19 protein-coding genes are annotated in these 16,481 nt (G+C 66.0%); 11 read left to right on the top strand and 8 right to left on the bottom strand.

What is annotated here, in order from left to right:
- The 4 genes from AC1DS0_RS03970 to AC1DS0_RS03955 form a co-directional block, all read left to right on the top strand.
- On the top strand, positions 1–292 hold a 292-nt coding region (locus AC1DS0_RS03970), incomplete at its 5' end, for an autotransporter outer membrane beta-barrel domain-containing protein (protein WP_476813061.1).
- The gene (locus AC1DS0_RS03965; RefSeq protein ID WP_476813060.1) at positions 289–753 is read left to right on the top strand and encodes an autotransporter outer membrane beta-barrel domain-containing protein; all 465 of its coding nucleotides are present in this window, start codon (positions 289–291) and stop codon (positions 751–753) included. The genes AC1DS0_RS03970 and AC1DS0_RS03965, both read left to right, overlap by 4 nt.
- Positions 754–911: 158 nt before the next feature.
- Complete coding sequence (locus tag AC1DS0_RS03960; protein WP_476813059.1) at positions 912–1,103, top strand: hypothetical protein; 192 nt, start codon at positions 912–914, stop codon at positions 1,101–1,103.
- A 41-nt stretch (positions 1,104–1,144) separates the two neighbouring features.
- On the top strand, positions 1,145–1,453 hold the full coding sequence (locus tag AC1DS0_RS03955; protein ID WP_476813058.1) for a hypothetical protein: 309 nt from the start codon (positions 1,145–1,147) through the stop codon (positions 1,451–1,453).
- Between the two features lie 45 nt (positions 1,454–1,498).
- Here the strand turns inward: AC1DS0_RS03955 and rpmG are convergent, their stop codons facing one another.
- The 4 genes from rpmG to rnr all read right to left on the bottom strand — a co-directional run bounded on the left by rpmG (position 1,499) and on the right by rnr (position 5,374).
- The gene (rpmG, locus tag AC1DS0_RS03950; RefSeq protein WP_091828458.1) at positions 1,499–1,666 is read right to left on the bottom strand and encodes a 50S ribosomal protein L33; all 168 of its coding nucleotides are present in this window, start codon (positions 1,664–1,666) and stop codon (positions 1,499–1,501) included.
- Positions 1,667–1,822: 156 nt separating this feature from the next.
- The gene (locus AC1DS0_RS03945; protein WP_152013883.1) at positions 1,823–2,557 is read right to left on the bottom strand and encodes an NUDIX hydrolase; all 735 of its coding nucleotides are present in this window, start codon (positions 2,555–2,557) and stop codon (positions 1,823–1,825) included.
- Positions 2,554–2,997, bottom strand: coding sequence for a DUF983 domain-containing protein (locus AC1DS0_RS03940; RefSeq protein WP_152013884.1), 444 nt, complete (start codon positions 2,995–2,997; stop codon positions 2,554–2,556). The genes AC1DS0_RS03945 and AC1DS0_RS03940 overlap by 4 nt, the downstream gene beginning before the upstream one ends.
- A gap of 25 nt (positions 2,998–3,022) precedes the next feature.
- A complete protein-coding gene (rnr, locus tag AC1DS0_RS03935; protein ID WP_476813057.1) occupies positions 3,023–5,374 on the bottom strand; it encodes a ribonuclease R in 2,352 nt (783 codons plus the stop codon).
- Between the two features lie 616 nt (positions 5,375–5,990).
- Here rnr and urtA point away from each other — a divergent pair.
- The 5 genes from urtA to urtE all read left to right on the top strand — a co-directional run bounded on the left by urtA (position 5,991) and on the right by urtE (position 11,631).
- Positions 5,991–7,250 (top strand): urea ABC transporter substrate-binding protein, encoded by a 1,260-nt coding sequence (urtA, locus tag AC1DS0_RS03930; protein ID WP_476813087.1) that lies wholly within the window; start codon positions 5,991–5,993, stop codon positions 7,248–7,250.
- A 117-nt stretch (positions 7,251–7,367) separates the two neighbouring features.
- On the top strand, positions 7,368–8,969 hold the full coding sequence (urtB, locus tag AC1DS0_RS03925) for an urea ABC transporter permease subunit UrtB (protein ID WP_476813056.1): 1,602 nt from the start codon (positions 7,368–7,370) through the stop codon (positions 8,967–8,969).
- Positions 8,966–10,105 carry an urea ABC transporter permease subunit UrtC gene (gene urtC / locus AC1DS0_RS03920; protein WP_476813055.1) on the top strand — a complete coding sequence of 380 codons (1,140 nt, stop codon included), beginning with the start codon at positions 8,966–8,968 and terminating at the stop codon, positions 10,103–10,105. The genes urtB and urtC overlap by 4 nt, the downstream gene beginning before the upstream one ends.
- A 5-nt stretch (positions 10,106–10,110) precedes the next feature.
- On the top strand, positions 10,111–10,875 hold the full coding sequence (gene urtD / locus AC1DS0_RS03915) for an urea ABC transporter ATP-binding protein UrtD (protein ID WP_476813054.1): 765 nt from the start codon (positions 10,111–10,113) through the stop codon (positions 10,873–10,875).
- 60 nt (positions 10,876–10,935) lie between these two features.
- On the top strand, positions 10,936–11,631 hold the full coding sequence (gene urtE, locus AC1DS0_RS03910) for an urea ABC transporter ATP-binding subunit UrtE (RefSeq protein ID WP_476813053.1): 696 nt from the start codon (positions 10,936–10,938) through the stop codon (positions 11,629–11,631).
- Between the two features lie 48 nt (positions 11,632–11,679).
- Here the strand turns inward: urtE and AC1DS0_RS03905 are convergent, their stop codons facing one another.
- The 3 genes from AC1DS0_RS03905 to AC1DS0_RS03895 all read right to left on the bottom strand — a co-directional run bounded on the left by AC1DS0_RS03905 (position 11,680) and on the right by AC1DS0_RS03895 (position 13,010).
- On the bottom strand, positions 11,680–12,084 hold the full coding sequence (locus tag AC1DS0_RS03905; RefSeq protein ID WP_476813052.1) for a carboxymuconolactone decarboxylase family protein: 405 nt from the start codon (positions 12,082–12,084) through the stop codon (positions 11,680–11,682).
- On the bottom strand, positions 12,020–12,448 hold the full coding sequence (locus AC1DS0_RS03900) for a MerR family transcriptional regulator (protein ID WP_476813051.1): 429 nt from the start codon (positions 12,446–12,448) through the stop codon (positions 12,020–12,022). The genes AC1DS0_RS03905 and AC1DS0_RS03900 overlap by 65 nt, the downstream gene beginning before the upstream one ends.
- A 97-nt stretch (positions 12,449–12,545) precedes the next feature.
- Positions 12,546–13,010, bottom strand: coding sequence for an Lrp/AsnC family transcriptional regulator (locus AC1DS0_RS03895; protein ID WP_476813050.1), 465 nt, complete (start codon positions 13,008–13,010; stop codon positions 12,546–12,548).
- A gap of 156 nt (positions 13,011–13,166) precedes the next feature.
- Between AC1DS0_RS03895 and AC1DS0_RS03890 the strand changes: the two genes are divergently transcribed.
- Positions 13,167–14,177: a 1-aminocyclopropane-1-carboxylate deaminase gene (locus AC1DS0_RS03890; protein ID WP_476813049.1), complete on the top strand. Its 1,011-nt coding sequence runs from the start codon at positions 13,167–13,169 to the stop codon at positions 14,175–14,177.
- Positions 14,178–14,182: 5 nt separating this feature from the next.
- Positions 14,183–14,473 (top strand): hypothetical protein, encoded by a 291-nt coding sequence (locus AC1DS0_RS03885; protein ID WP_476813048.1) that lies wholly within the window; start codon positions 14,183–14,185, stop codon positions 14,471–14,473.
- Positions 14,474–14,493: 20 nt separating this feature from the next.
- Here the strand turns inward: AC1DS0_RS03885 and AC1DS0_RS03880 are convergent, their stop codons facing one another.
- Complete coding sequence (locus tag AC1DS0_RS03880) at positions 14,494–16,305, bottom strand: monovalent cation:proton antiporter-2 (CPA2) family protein (protein WP_476813047.1); 1,812 nt, start codon at positions 16,303–16,305, stop codon at positions 14,494–14,496.
- Positions 16,306–16,481 lie beyond the last annotated feature (176 nt).

Here is a 16,481-nt window from a genome sequence, read left to right as displayed (position 1 = left end):
CCGCAGCGGTGGGGCCCTGCTCGGCGCCGATTTGATGGTCTATGACGCGCCGGGTTCGTCGCTGAAGGTTGGCGTCGCCGGTGGCTACAGCCAGTCGCGCTTCGATCTCGATGCCCGCCTCTCGACCGGCAAGCTCGAGAGCGGCCATGCCGCGCTCTATGCCGGGGCCCGCTTCGGCCAGCTCAGGCTCGATGCCGGTGCAGCCTATAGCTGGTCGGAGAGCGACATCCGCCGCCAGGTCCAGATCCGCGGCTTCGGCGATCTCCTGCGCCTGCAGCGTCCGGCTCGGTGACGCAGGGCTTTGCCGAGCTCGGCTATGCCTTCGCCTTCCGCGGGGTCGCGCTCGAACCCTTCGCGCAGTTGGCGCTGATCCGCGTCAGCACGGACGCCGGCACCGAGCGCGGCGGGGCTGCGGCCCTGCGCGTGCTCTCCAGCGACCAGACACTCGGCTTCACCACGCTGGGCCTGCGGGCCGAGGCGCAGCTCGGGGCGATGCCGCTGTTCGCGCGCGCCATGCTCGGCTGGCGCCACGGCTTTGGCGAGCTCACCCCGCAGGCCCGCACCGCCTTCGTCGCCGGCACCACACCGGCCACGGTCTTCGCCGCCCAGATCGATCGCGAGGCGCTGGTGGCCGAAGCCGGCCTCGACTGGCGCATCTCCCAAGCCACCGCGCTCGGCCTGACCTACTCCGCCGCCATCGGCGAACGCTCCAGAGACCACGCCCTCAAGGGCAGGGTCGAGATGCGATTCTGAAAGGGGGAGCCGCCGGCGCGAATGCGCCGATTGAATTTGCATCGCCATGGAGCAAATCTGTGAGCTGCCGGGTTATCGCATGGCAGCCACGATTCCGCTTTGCGGTCATCGCGCTGGTCACTCGCGGCTCGGCATCGAGAGGGATGGAGACAGCAGCCATGGCGGGAAACGGCAATCACGAAGCGCTGGACGATCTGATCGCGCTGCTGCGTCGACAAATTTCCGACCTGACGGAACAGGCTACCGCCGTGTCCGGCTCCGGGAGCGAGGAGAGATTGACGGATCTGCTCAACGAGAAGCAGGACCGCCTCAACGAGCTGCTGAAAGAGCGCTCGGCGGGGGAAGGATGACGTCGCAAGCGACGGGCTGGGGCGCCCCTGGCTTATTCTGAATGGCCTCGCGGCATCGCCGGCGCGGATCATCGGCCCAGCGTTTTGCCGCCAGCACGTCGCTGGTCAGCGGCGCGCGCCGTTCTGCCGAGGCTCTCCACTGGATAGCCGAAGGCGTCTCCGGCCAGGACCGCAAGCGGGCCGGCGCCACGCAATCGCCCAGACAGGCTGGAGCATTTTCGGCGAATACGGGTTCGCCTTCAAAGCTCCATCGCTTTGTTTCTGCGCAATTCCCGACGCAAAACCGCTCCGCGCTTTTGCTGGAATTGCTCCAGGATCGCGCTTCGCCCAAAACGAAAAAACCGCCCTGAGAGGGCGGTTCTTCTAAACCAAATCAAGCAATTAGGCGGATCGCCTTACTTGATCTTGGTTTCCTTGAACTCGACGTGCTTGCGCGCGACCGGGTCGTACTTCTTCTTCGACATCTTCTCGGTCATGGTACGCGAGTTCTTCTTGGTCACGTAGAAGTACCCGGTGTCCGCGGTCGAGATAAGCTTGATCTTGATGGTCACGGCCTTGGCCATGGCGGAGCCCTCGAATAGATGGGGCCGCCGTCGGCCCGCGCAGAAAACAAAATGGCCGGGCGAGCCCGGCAATCCGATGGGCGGGGAATGCCGTATCGGCGTCGGCAAGTCAAGGAATATCGGGCGGGCATACGGATTTTCCGCCGCCCGACGGTGTCAGAGCAGCTCGCGCACGAAGCTGCCGCGCTTCTCCCAGTAGAACGGAACCGGCAGATACTGGGCGAATCCGGCCTTCAGACGCTCCTCGACCTCGGCGATGATCACCTTGGTGATGGTCGGCAGGTCGAGCTCGCGCGCTTCGTCGAAGGTGACGGAGACGAGGTCGACGAGCTCCGAATCGGGGCCGATCACGCCCTCGACCTTGCCGGCGACGGCACGGGCATCGACGGCGAAGAAGCGGGTGTCGAAGCGCTTGGGCCGGCGCGGCGGCGTGATGGCGCGGGCGACGAAGGTGATGGCGCCGAGGTCGGGGAAGACGCCCTTGGCCGCGAACTCGGCCCAGACGCCTTGGGGCGGGCTCTCAGGGGCGCCATACTCGGCGCTGCCGAAGATCAGGCCGGTCTCCTCGAAGGTCTCACGGATCGCCGCCAGCGCCAGTGCCCGGCCGCGCTGCAGGCTCGGGCGCACGCAGCGGGCGAGCAGGCGCTGCTCGCAGGGGCCGGCGAGAGCGCCGGTCGCGGCCATGCGGCGGTCACCGGCTTCGATGCGTCCGCCCGGGAAGACGTATTTGCCCGGCATGAACTTGTGGCCGGCATGGCGCTTGCCCATCAGTACCCTGGGCTTCTTCCCGGAATGATCGAGGATCAGCATGGTCGCCGCGTCACGCGGGCGCAGGTTGACGTTGGTGCGTGCCCGCTCGGCCTGGGTCAGGGTGATGGTGTGGTCACTCATCGGCCGCCGATTGCCTTCATGGCGGGCTGGCGCTCGGGCTTGGGCATGGCGCCGCCGAAGCCGTGCATGCGCAGCGCCCATTGCAGGCCGATGACCGCGCCCTTGGCCGGCTGCATCAGTGCCAGGCTGAGGAAGACGGTCAGCGGCAGCCAGACCCAGAGGTGCAGCGCGATCGACCAGTCGCTGTATTTCTCAGCCAGCAGGATGCCGCCGACGATGACATGGCCGACGATGGTGATGACGATATAGGGCGGCAGATCGTCGGCACGCTGATGGTGCAGGGTCTCGCCGCAGGCCTCGCAGGAATCGACCGGCTTCAGGAAGGCGCGAAACAGCCTGCCTTCGCCGCAATGCGGGCAGCGACCGAAGAGGCCGCGACGCATAGCCTGACGCCAGTCGCGAGCCTGGACCGGCTTGGGTTGGTGACAATGTATGGACATGGGATGTCTTCGTTAATGCGGGGCGTCAGCGCTTGCGGCCCGATCGTTTGGGCGGGGGGCGGCCCTGCTTTCGCCCCATAGGTAAAGCAGGCCGTGACCTTTTGCCAGAGCGGTCGGATGTCGCGGGCCTGCCCTCTGTGAGCAACTCGAAGCGAAGTGCTCCTGCGACCGGCGCCGCTTCGACCAGTTTGACATGGACACGGTCGCCCAGGCGCCAGCTTTCGCCGGTGCGATCGCCGACCAGTGCGTGGGCGCGCTCGTCATGGCGATAATAGTCGGCGCCCAGTGTCGAGGCCGGGATGAAGCCATCGGCGCCGGTGCCGTCGAGCTTGACGAAGAGGCCGGCGCGGTTGAGGCCGGCAATGCGCCCGTCGAAGCTCGAACCGATCTGGTCGGCGAGGAAATGCGCGATCAGCCGGTCGGTGGTCTCGCGCTCGGCCGCCATGGCGCGCCGCTCCGCCGCCGAGATCCGGGTCGCGACCTCGCGCAATTCGGCGAGCGAGGTCGATTTCGGCAGGCCGTCATCGCCGAGCTTCAGCGCCGTGACTAGAGCACGGTGCACGATCAGGTCGGCATAGCGGCGGATCGGCGAGGTGAAATGGGCGTAGCGGCGCAGGTTCAGGCCGAAATGCCCGTAATTCTCGGCGACATATTCGGCCTGCGCCTGGGTGCGCAGCACGACCTCGTTTATCAGGAGCTCGTTCTCCGAGCCCTTGATCATGGCGAGGATGCGGTTGAACAGCACCGGCCGCAGCGCCGCGTCCTTGGGAAGTTTGATGCCGATCGAGGCCAGGACCTCGCCGAGCGCCCGCATCTTCTCGAGCGAGGGCTCGTCATGGCAGCGGTAGATGAGCGGGCTCTTCGCCTTCTCCAGCGTCTCGGCGGCGGCGACGTTGGCGAGGATCATGAACTCCTCGATCAGCCGGTGCGCGGCGAGCCGCTCGGGCACGATCACGCGGGTGACCTTGCCATTGGCATCGAGGACGAGCTTGCGCTCGGGCAGATCGAGATCGAGCGGCTGGCGGGCGTCGCGGGCGCGGGCGGCCGAGCCATAGGCCGCCCAGAGCGGCATCAGGATGCTGTCGCGGATCGGGGCGGCGACGTCGTCCGGCTTGCCGTCGATCGCGGCCTGGGCCTGCTGGTAGGAGAGCTTCGCCGCCGAGCGCATCATGATGCGGTGGAAGCTGTGGCTCTTCTTGGAACCGTCGGCCTTGAGGATCAGGCGAACGGCAAGGGCAGGGCGGTCCTCGCCACCGCGCAGCGAGCAGAGATCGTTCGAGATGCGCTCCGGCAGCATCGGCACGACGCGGTCGGGGAAATAGACCGAGTTGCCGCGCTCCAGCGCCTCGCGATCGAGCGCCGAGCCGGGGCGTACATAGGAGGCGACGTCGGCGATTGCGACGGTGACGATGTGGCCGCCGGGGTTGTCCGGATCATCGTCCGGCGCGGCATGGACCGCATCGTCATGATCCTTGGCGTCGGCCGGATCGATGGTGATCAGCGGTAAAGCGCGCCAATCCTCGCGGCCGGCGAGCGTGGCGGGTTTCGCCGCTTCCGCCTCGGTGATCGTCGCCGGCTGGAATTCGTTCGGGATGCCATGGGCGTGGATCGCGATCAGCGAGACCGCGCGCTCCGATTTCAGCGAGCCGAGCCGCTCGCGCACCCTGGCCTGTGGCGGGCCGAAACGGCTTTCGCGCGCAAGAGAGACCGAGACGAGGTCGCCATCCTCGGCGTTGCCGGTCTGTCCCTTCGGGATCAGCGCCTCGCGCCCCTGCGCCTTCTTGTCGACCGGGACGAGCCGGCCGGAGCCGTCGGGGAGGGCACGGAAGATGCCGAGCACCTGCGCCTTGGCCTTGCCCATCACCTTGAGGGTGCGGCCGGACCATTGATAGCCCTCGACGCCGCGCAGCTTCGTCAGCTTGAGCAGGACATGGTCGCCGACGCCGGGGGCGGCCGCAGTCGGGGATTTTGGCTGGCGGCGGAATTCGCGCTGGCGTTCGAGCAGGATCTTCGGCGCTTCGCCCTGGTCGGCCTCGTTCCATTCGAGCGGAGCGGCGATCAGGTCGCCCTCGCGGTCGCGCGTCTTGATCTCGCAGAGCAGGACGGCGGGCAGGGCGGCATGCGGCTTGACCGGGCCGGAGCCGCCATTCTCCTCCAGCTCGAGCTCGCGCAGCAGGCGCTTCAGCCAGATCTTGCCGCCGCCATCGAGCTGGAAGGCCTTGGCGATGTCGCGCCGGCCGGGCTCGCGGCCGGCGGCGCGCTCCTCCTCGATGAAGGCGAGGATGGCGTCGCGGGAGAGGTCGGCGTCGGGGCGGGACAAAGGCTCGGGCCTCGTCAACGGCTGCTGGGCGCAAAAGACATGAAGGGTTTCTGCCATGCCGTGGCCAAGGGCGCCAGAACGGTCTGTGCAGAACTGCCATCCGAAACGGAGAAGGGCTGCCCTTGCGGGCAGCCCTTCCATTGCCGAACCGCAGCCCCGGTAACAGGGCTAAGCGTCACGGAAACTCACGCGCAACCGAACCCCTCATGGGACGAGTCCAGGCCATGCGCCCCCCGCGACAGCGGTTGATGACAATGAGACACTGGATCACCTCCTTTCAGTTGTTACCGACAAGGAGGAGGCTAGGGTGATTCCGTCGCCGGCGTAAATGGCAAAGATTCGGCGGATCACAGATCACATGACTGCAGTGAAAACAGGCATTGGGCGGACTGGTGGCGATGCTGCCTATTTTCTGGGCGACCAACTTGCCTGCTGAATAGTCATCTGCCGCCGCCGCACATGATGTTTGCGTGGGGAGGCGTCTTGCCGGCAGGAAATCGCTCCAAAAGCTGCCGTGAACACGCCTTGTTGCGGTGTCGATATGCCCTTGGACCGGGTTGGCATGCCGCTTGCGAACTTCCCCGCCAGCCGGAACGGCAGCTGGCGCCCGGCAAGGGCGTGGTCAACAGGGACCTCAGGGGACATCGCAGTGAAACTCACTCGTCGCACGGTCATCGGCGCCGCCTTAGCAGGCGCCACGGTTCTCTCCTCGCTGCTGCCGGCGGCGGCGCAAGAGACCATCAAGGTCGGCATCCTGCACTCGCTCTCCGGCACGATGGCGATCTCGGAGACGACGCTGAAGGACGTCATGCTCATGCTCATCGAGGAGCAGAACAAGAAGGGCGGCGTGCTCGGCAAGAAGCTCGAGGCGGTGGTGGTCGACCCGGCTTCGAACTGGCCGCTCTTCGCCGAGAAGGCGCGCGAGCTGATCGTCAAGGACAAGGTCTCAGCCGTATTCGGCTGCTGGACCTCGGTCTCCCGCAAGTCGGTGCTCCCGGTGTTCAAGGAGCTGAACTCGATCCTGTTCTACCCCGTCCAGTACGAGGGCGAGGAGAGCGAGCGCAACGTCTTCTACACGGGCGCCGCGCCGAACCAGCAGGCGATCCCGGCTGTCGACTACCTTGCCAAGGAAGAGAAGGTCGAGCGCTGGGTCCTGGCCGGCACCGACTACGTCTACCCGCGCACGACCAACAAGATCCTGGAGGCCTATCTTCTCGCCAAGGGCGTGAAGAAGGAGGACATCCTGATCAACTACACGCCGTTCGGCCATTCCGATTGGCAGACCATCGTCTCCGACATCAAGAAGTTCGGCACGGCCGGCAAGAAGACCGCCGTGGTCTCGACCATCAACGGCGACGCCAACGTGCCGTTCTACAAGGAACTCGGCAACCAGGGCATCAAGGCGACGGACATTCCGGTCGTCGCCTTCTCGGTCGGTGAAGAAGAACTCGCCGGCATCGACACCAAGCCGCTGCTCGGCCATCTCGCTGCCTGGAACTACTTCCAGTCGGTCAAGACGCCGGAGAACGAGGCCTTCATCAAGCAATGGAAGGCCTACAAGAAGAACGACAAGGCCGTCACCAACGATCCGATGGAAGCCCATGTCATCGGTTTCGCCATGTGGGTCAAGGCGGTCGAGAAGGCCAAGAGCTTCGATCCCGACAAGGTCATCGACGCGCTGCCCGGCATCGAGGCGCCGAACCTGACTGGCGGTGTCTCGAAGATGCTGCCGAACCACCACATCACCAAGCCGGTGCTGATCGGCGAGATCAAGGCCGACGGCCAGTTCGACGTGGTCTCGAAGACCGGCCTCGTCGCGGGCGACGCCTGGTCGAAGGAGCTCGACGGCTCCAAGGACCTGGTCGGCGACTGGGTCGAGAAGAAGTGCGGCAACTTCAACGTCAAGACCGGCAAGTGCGGCGGCGGCGCCTGAGTTAAGAGGGGGAAGGGCGGCACGGTCGGAAAGCCCGGCCGCCCTTCGAATTGCCTGAGCATGCCGCCGGATCGGCCGGCGGCATGCGTACAGCCGACCAGCCAATCGAAGCGAGACATGCGGATCCTTCCCAGCCTCCTGCGCATGCTTGCGCTCGCGATGACGCTTGCCTTTGCGCCGGCCATCGCGCTCGCACAGAGCGGCGACGATGCCTTCACCCGCCTCAACGCCGACAGCTTCTCGGACACGGCGCGCGCGATCGACATCCTCGTGCAGAGCGCGCATCCGAATGCGGCCGTGATCATCGAGGCGCTGGCCGACGGGCGTCTGCTCGCTGGCGGCGGCGCGGTCGCGGTGAAGACCAGGGAAGGCGGCTTTCTCGACGCGAAGACCGGCCAGGCACTCACGGCCGAGCCCGCAGGCGTGAAGGCGGTCAGGCTCAACAACAATGTGCGGCGGGTGATCCAGGGCGCGCTCGGCGGGCTCGGGCTGATCAACCCCGATCCCGGCAAGCGCGTCGCTGCCGCCGAAGCTGTCTTCCGGGCGCGCGATGTCTCGGTCCTGCCCGTGCTCGAAGCCGCCATCGCCAAGGAGACCAATGATCGGGCGCGCCGGGCGCTGCGCGAGGCGCAGGCCGCGATCCTGATCGTCAAGACCGATGCGCCGCCCTTCGACCGCATTGCCGCCGTCGACGTGCTGCGCGAGCGCGGCGACCAGGATGCGCTGGCGACCCTGCGTGCCCTGCCGGGCGATGCCTCGCCGGGTCTGAAGGAAGCGCAGGCACGCGCCATTTCCGACATCGAGGGCAAGCTCGCTTTGTGGCGGGCCGGGCAGAACCTCTGGTACGGGCTCTCGCTCGGCTCGGTGCTGCTGCTCGCCGCGATCGGCCTCGCCATCACCTTCGGCGTGATGGGCGTGATCAACATGGCCCATGGCGAGATGGTCATGCTCGGCGCCTACACCACCTTCATCGTACAGGAGGTGATCCGGGCGCGCTTTCCGGGGCTGTTCGACTGGTCGCTGGCGATCGCGATCCCGGCCGCCTTCATCGTCGCCGGCGCGGTCGGCATCGCGATCGAGCGCGGCGTCATCCGCTTCCTCTACGGGCGGCCGCTGGAAACGCTGCTCGCGACCTGGGGCATCAGCCTGATCCTGCAGCAAGCGGTGCGCACCGCCTTCGGCCCCACCAATCGCGAGGTCGGCGCGCCAGCCTTCATGTCCGGCGCCTTCGAGCTCGGCGGCCTCGCCATCACCTGGAACCGGCTCTGGATCATCGTCTTCGCGGGCCTCGTCTTCGCGGCGCTGCTCGCCATCCTCAAGCTGACGCCGATGGGCCTGCAGATGCGGGCGGTCACCCAGAACCGGCGCATGGCCTCGGCGATGGGTATCCGTACCGGCCGGATCGACGCGCTGACCTTCGGGCTCGGCTCCGGCGTCGCGGGATTGGCCGGTGTCGCGCTCTCTCAGATCGACAATGTCAGCCCCAATCTCGGCCAGAGCTACATCATCGACTCCTTCATGGTCGTGGTGTTCGGCGGCGTCGGCAATCTCTGGGGCACGCTGATCAGCGCCATGAGTCTCGGCGTCGCCAACAAGCTGCTGGAGCCCTATGCCGGCGCCGTGCTCGGCAAGATCGCGCTGCTGGTCTTCATCATTCTGTTCATCCAGAAGCGCCCGCGCGGCCTGTTCGCGCTGAAGGGCAGGGCGGTGGAAGCATGATCACGCGCTTCCTGCTCTCGAACATGGACAAGCGGGGCTACGCCTTCCTCGCCATCGTCGCCGCGATCGGCCTGCTGGTGCCGCTGGCGAACTTGCTCATGCCCGCCGGCTCGCCCTTCCACGTCTCGACCGCGACCATGTCGCTCTGGGGCAAATATCTCTGCTACGCGCTGCTCGCGATCTCGCTCGATCTGGTCTGGGGCTATTGCGGCATCCTCTCGCTCGGCCACGGCGCCTTCTTCGCGCTCGGCGGCTACGCGATGGGCATGTACCTGATGCGCCAGATCGGCTCGCGCGGCGTCTACGGCAATCCGATCCTGCCCGATTTCATGGTGTTCCTGAACTGGGGGGAATTGCCCTGGTACTGGTGGGGCTTCTCCTCCTTTCCGTTCGCCATGCTGATGGTGCTGCTGGTCCCCGGCCTGCTCGCCTTCGTCTTCGGCTGGTTCGCCTTCCGCAGCCGTGTCACCGGCGTCTATCTCTCGATCATCACCCAGGCGCTGACCTATGCGCTGCTGCTCGCTTTCTTCCGCAACGATATGGGCTTCGGCGGCAATAACGGCCTGACCGATTTCAAGGACATTCTCGGCTTCAACGTGCAGGCCCAAGGCACGCGCGCGGCGCTGTTCGCGGTGACCTGCGTGATGCTGATCTCCGGCTTCCTGATCGCGCGCGGCATCGTCTCGTCGAAGCTCGGCAAGGTGGTGATCGCGATCCGCGACGCCGAATCGCGCACGCGCTTCCTCGGCTACCGGGTCGATCGCTTCAAGCTCTTCGTCTTCACCGTCTCGGCCTGCATGGCCGGCGTCGCCGGGGCGCTCTACGTCCCGCAGGTCGGCATCATCAACCCCAGTGAATTCGCGCCGGCGAATTCGATCGAGACCGTGATCTGGGTCGCGGTCGGCGGGCGCGGCTCGCTGGTCGGCGCGGCGCTGGGCGCCGTCGTGGTCAACTGGGCCAAGACGGTGTTCACCTCGGGCTTCATGGCGCCGTACTGGCTGTTCGCGCTGGGAGCGCTCTTCGTCTTCGTCACGCTGTTCATGCCGAAGGGCATTCTCGGCACCGCGCAGGGCTGGTGGGAGAGCCGCAAGCGGCGCGAGCCCGTGCCAGCAGCCGAACCGGCTCCGGCGGAGTAACTGACATGAACGCTCCCACACCCGGCGCGCTGACCTCTTCGCTGCTTTATCTCGACGGCGTCAGCGTCTCCTTCGATGGCTTCAAGGCGATCCGCGGCCTGTCGCTGACGATCGAACCCGGCGAGATGCGCGCCATCATCGGCCCGAACGGCGCCGGCAAGACCACCATGATGGACATCATCACCGGCAAGACCCGGCCGGACGAAGGCACCGTGATGTTCGGTGGCTCGGTCGACCTGACCCGGCTCGACGAGGCCGCGATCGCCAATCTCGGCATCGGCCGCAAGTTCCAGAAGCCGACCGTGTTCGACTTCCACACGATCGAGGACAATATCCTCCTGGCGCTGAAATCGAAGCGTACAGTGCTGAAGACGCTGTTCTGGCAGACGGAGAGTGCCCAGCAGAAGCGGATCGACGAGATCCTCGGCATCATCAAGCTCGCCGACAAGCGCGAGCGGCTCGCCGGCTCGCTCTCCCACGGCCAGAAGCAGTGGCTCGAGATCGGCATGCTGCTGGCACAGGATCCCAAGCTTCTCCTCGTCGACGAGCCGGCCGCCGGCATGACCGATGGCGAGACGGCGCAGACGGCCGTGCTGCTCAAGGAGATCGCCCGGGATCACTCGGTCATCGTTGTCGAGCACGACATGGGCTTCATCCGCGAGCTTGGCGTGAAGGTGACGGTACTCCACGAGGGCTCGGTGCTGGCTGAGGGGCCCCTCGATCAGGTTAGTGCCAATGAGCGCGTGGTCGAAGTCTATCTGGGGCGCTAGCATGATCTGGACACGTGAAAACCGGTTCTCCGATCAGATCATGCGGCGGGACAACTGCTCATGCTGAACGTCGAAGCCATCGACCTCCATTACGGTGCTGCCCAGGCCTTGCGACGCGTCTCGGTAACCGCCGAGATCGGCAAGGTCACCTGCGTCATGGGCCGCAACGGCGTCGGCAAGACCTCGCTGATGCGCGCCATCGTCGGCCAGCAGCCGATCAGCGGCGGCAGGATCAGTTTCGGCGGTGAGGACATCTCGACCTTGCGCACCGAGGACCGGGCGCGCGCCGGCATCGGCTTCGTTCCGCAGGGCCGCGAGGTCTTCCCGCTGCTCAGCGTCAAGGAGAACCTGGAGACCGGCTTCGCGCCTTTGCCGCGCAAGGAGCGCTACATCCAGGACGAGCTCTTCAACCTATTCCCCGTGCTGAAGTCCATGCTGGGCCGGCGCGGTGGAGACCTCTCGGGCGGTCAGCAACAGCAACTCGCCATCGCGCGAGCGCTGGTCACCCGACCCAAATTGCTGGTTCTCGACGAGCCGACCGAGGGCATCCAGCCCTCGATCATCAAGGATATCGGCCGCGCCATCGACTATCTGCGCCAGCGCGGCGACATGGCGATCGTGCTGGTCGAGCAGTATTTCGACTTCGCCCGCGACCTCGCCGACACGATGTTCGTAATGGACCGCGGCGAGGTGGTGCTCGCGGGGCCGATGGCGGAGCTCGACGGCAACCAGGTGCAGCGGTTGATCCAGGTGTAAAGGTGAGACCCGCTGATCAGCAGTCAGCGGGTCCGATGCAACCTCGGTTCAAGCAGCGGGGTCGCGCGCGGCGAAGACCTCCTTCGCCGCGAACAGCCCGTTGAGCGCTGCCGGGAAGCCGGCATAGACCGCCATCTGGATGAGGATCTCGGTGATCTCCTGGCGCGACAGGCCGACATTCAGCCCCGCCTCGATGTGGACCTTGAGCTGCGGCTGGGCGATGCCCATCGCGGCCAGCGCTGCGATCGTCGCGATCTCGCGGGAACGCAGGTCGAGCCCCGGACGCGAATAGATGTCTCCGAACGAGAACTCGAACACGTAGTTGGCGAAATCGGGCGCGATGTCGGCGAGCGCCGCGATCACCTTGTGACCGGCCTCGCCGTCGATCTCAGCGAGAGCCCGCCTGCCGCGCTCCAGCCTGCTGGTTTCGGCGTGTGCGTTGGTGTGCGTCATGGTCTTCGATCCTCTTCTCGATGTCGGCATAGCCGGCGATCTTGGTGTCGAGGACGAGAAGGCAGGCTTCGAGTTCGGCGACGCGAGCGCGAACCTGCTCGCGGTGCCGTTCCAGCAAACTACGACGATCGGCTTCCGTGCCGGCTCCCTCTTCGCGCAGTGCCGCATAGTGCAGCATCTCGCGGATCGGCATGCCGGTGGTCTTGAGCCGGCCGAGGAAATCGATCCAGGTCAGGATCGAGGCGTCGTAGTCGCGCTGGCGTGACCGGTCCCTGTCGGCATAGGGCAGCAGCCCGATCCGCTCGTAATAGCGGATCGTATGGGCCGATAGTCCCGATCGCCTGGCAAGTTCACCGATCTTCATGGCCGCCTTCTCATCACGACGCCGGGGAAGCTACGAGTTCGAGCGCACTCTAAGTCAATGCGGTCGGCGAAACTTTTTTCGAGGGCCGTGCGCCGCCTCAAAACTCCAGCGGCGCGTTGTCGATGACCTCCTTCATCACGAAGAAGGTGCGGGTCTGGCGCACGCCGGGCAGCGCCAGCAGCGTCTTTGCGTGCAGCTTGTTGAAGTCGGCGAGGTCGCGCACGCGGATCTTGAGGAAATAGTCGAAGTCGCCGGCGACGATATGGCAGTCGAGCACGACGGGGAGCTGCTTCACCGCCTCCTCGAACAGGCCAAAGCTCTCCGGCGTCGAGCGGTCGAGCACCACACCGACAATGGCGAGCGTGCCCTTCTCGACCTTGTGCGGATCGACCTGCGCGCGCACGCCGGTGACATAGCCTTCGGCGAACAGGCGCTGGATGCGGCGATGGCAGGTGGCGGCGCTGGTGTTCACGCGTTTGGCGATCTCGGCATTGCCCATGCGCCCGTCCGCCTGCAGCAAACGCAGGATTTTGAGGTCGGTCCGGTCGAGTTCTGCCTCCATGAATGATTCTTCCGTTTTTGGCGCAGCTAATGTCGCTCAAAGCTAGCAGATTGCAGATTGTGTGAAAGTAGAAGAAAAATCGGAAGCGAAGTTCGGGAGCACCTTTCAGGAGCGTTTTGCTAGCTTTTGCGGGTCATTTCGGAAGGGAAACCCGCCATGCTCGCCAAGTTCGAACGCTACCCGCTGACCTTCGGGCCGTCGCCGATCGAGAAGCTGCCGCGCCTCTCCGCCCATCTCGGCGGCGCCGTCGAGCTCTTTGCCAAGCGCGAGGACTGCAATTCCGGCCTCGCCTTCGGCGGCAACAAGCTGCGCAAGCTCGAATACATCGTCCCCGACGCGATCGCGTCCGGCGCCGATACGCTGGTCTCGATCGGCGGCGTCCAGTCGAACCATACCCGCATGGTCGCGGCGACCGCCGCCAAGATCGGCATGAAGTGCCGGCTCGTGCAGGAGAGCTGGGTGCCGCATGAGGACGCGGTCTATGACCGGGTCGGCAACATCCTGCTGTCGCGGGTGATGGGCGCCCATGTCGAGTTGGTCGACGAGGGCTTCGACATCGGCATCCGCGCGAGCTGGGAAAACGCGCTTGAGGATGTGAAGGCCAAGGGCGGCAAGCCCTATGCGATCCCGGCCGGCGCCTCCGTGCACAAGTTCGGCGGGCTCGGCTATGTCGGTTTTGCCGAGGAGGTGAGGGCGCAGGAGGAAGAGCTCGGCTTCAAGTTCGACTACATCGTCGTCTGCACCGTCACCGGCTCGACCCATGCCGGCATGGTTGTCGGCTTCGCGAGGGATGGACGCCAGCGCAACGTCATCGGCATCGATGCCTCGTTCACGCCGGCGCAGACCAAAGCGCAGGTGCTGGACATCGCGCAGAAGACCTCCGAGCTCGTCGGCGGCAAGCAGATCACAGCCGACGATATCGTCCTCAACGAGGACTACGCCTATCCGGTCTATGGCGTGCCCTCACAGGAGACGATCGAGGCGATCCGCCTGTCGGCCCGGCTCGAAGGCATGATGACCGACCCCGTCTATGAGGGGAAATCGATGCAGGGCATGATCGACCTGGTGAAGAAGGGCTTCTTCCCGGCCGGCTCGAAGGTGCTCTACGCCCATCTCGGCGGCGTGCCGGCGATCAATGGCTACAGCTACACTTTCCGCAATGGTTGAGCGCCATGGAAGCGCTCGTCCTTTGTGAGATCGCGGCGGGTCGCGAGGATCTGCGCGAAGCCTTGCTCGCGCGCATCGGCCGGCTCGGCCTCCACGGGCGGGCGAAGCTGAACTTCGTCGCCCGTGATCGGGAGCTGGGCGATGGCGTGATGCTGGCGGTTGCCTTCCCGAGGCAGGCCGAGGCAGAGAGCTTCGTCGTCGAGGCGATCGGCGACGGACTCGGCGCTACCGCCCTCAGGCTGCTTACGCTCGAAGCCGTCTGGCAGGCCGAGCCGCTGCCGCTGATGTTCCCCTGATAGAGGTCCGGCGCCGGCCGTTACGGCCTGGCGCCGGCCCCGTCCGGCAGGTCGCCAACGACCGTGCCCTGCGCCTTCGGTTTGGTGAGCGGGGCGGGGGTCGGCTGGTTGCCGTGGATCAGGTCATGGCCGGCATGGATGTCGCTAGCGACCTGCAGATCGAGGCGCTCGGCGTCGCGGCGGCGGACATCCTCGACGATCTCGGCAGCTTCCTCCTCCGGCACGCCCAGCGCGCGCAGGACCTCGCCGCCGAAGACCATGGCGGATTCGAAGGTCTCGCGGATCTGGTAGTCGACGCCGGCGCGGATCAGGTCCATCGAATGGCCGCGGTCGAAGGCGCGCACGAACAGCTTGGCATGCGGGAACTCGGCCTGCGCCACCCGCACGATCGTGTTGGCCGTCTCGCGCTTCTCGACGCAGACCAGGATCGCCTCGGCCTGATGGGCGCCCGAGGCGTGCAGGATGTCGGCGCGCGTGCCGTCGCCGTAATAGACCTTGAAGCCGAAGGTCGCGGCGGCCTGGATCATCTCCACATCGGTCTCGATCAGCGAGATGCTGCAGCCGCGGGCGAGCAGGGCCTGGCTCGCGACCTGGCCGAAGCGTCCGAAGCCGACGACGAGGATGCGTCCCTTGAGCCCCTCGGCATGTACGACGCCGTCCAGCGATTCCTGTTCGGCCGGCATGAAGCGGTCGATGGCGAGCACGACCAGCGGCGTTATCGCCATCGACAGGATCACGATGGCGCTGGCGATGGCGTTGATACGCGCGTCGAAAATGCCCGCCGCGGCGGCGGCACTGTAGAGAACGAAGGCGAACTCGCCGCCCTGCGAAAACAGCGCGACGCGGGTGATCGCGTTGCGCGTGCGGGTGCGAAACAGCTTGGCGACGATGAAGATGCCGGCCGCCTTGACCAGCATGAAGGCGGCGACGCCGAGGGCGACCGCCCGCCATTCCTGGCCGATCAGCTTGAGATCGAGCGACATGCCGACCGCCAGGAAGAACATGCCGAGCAGCAGGCCACGGAACGGCTCGATATCGGCCTCGAGCTGATGGCGGAAGGTCGACTCGGACAGCAGCACGCCAGCCAAGAAAGCGCCCATCGCCATCGAGAGGCCGCCGAGCTGCATCGCCAGCGCCGAGCCGAGCACGACGAGCAGGGCCGCGCCTGTCATGACCTCGCGAGCCTGGGCATTGGCGAGCAGCCGGAACATCGGGTTGAGCAGCCATTTGCCGGCGACGACGAGGCCGATCAGCGAGCCGGCGCCGATCAAGAGCGGCATGATCCCGCTGCTCTCGGCTGCTTTCGCCGGTGCCAGTACGGCGACCACGGCGAGCAGCGGCACGATGGCGAGGTCTTCGAGCAGGAGGATCGAGACCGCCTGCTGGCCCTGCGGCGTTGAGGCTTCGCCGCGTTCGTTCAGCATCTGCATCACGACCGCGGTGGAGGACAGCACGAAGCCCATGCCCGCGATGAAGGCGGCGGCGGGAGGGAGGCCAGCAAGAATGCCGACCCCGGTCAGCAGCGCGCCGCAGAGCCCGACCTGGGCGACGCCGAGGCCGAAGATCTCGCCGCGCAGGTTCCAGAGCCGCGAGGGCTGCATCTCCAGCCCGATGATGAACAGGAACATGACGACGCCGAATTCGGCGACGTGGAGCACGCTTTCAGGATTGGAGAACAGGCCGATGCCTGAGGGCCCGATGATAAGGCCGCCGGCGAAATAACCGAGCACCGAGCCGAGCTTGAGCTTGCGGAAGATCGGCACAGCGATGACGCCCGCTCCCAGAAGCCCGACGGCTTGAACCAGATCCTGAGAGAAGCCTTCAGCCGCCATAACGCTCCCTTTGCCTGCCTTCGCTGTGGATATCCGTGCCTTCGAAACAGAAGGCGCCCAGGCGGTTTAGGCAAGCTTTGGCTCGGCCGCCAGAGCGCCCGGACAACATGATGCAGCTAGCGTGCCGGCCGGCCAACGCTTGCCGGCTGCTCTTCGCCGGGGCATTTAGCATCGCC

It is taken from the genome of Allobosea sp. P4_H5 (genome assembly GCF_056400825.1).
This window is presented reverse-complemented; position numbering and strand designations above follow the sequence as displayed.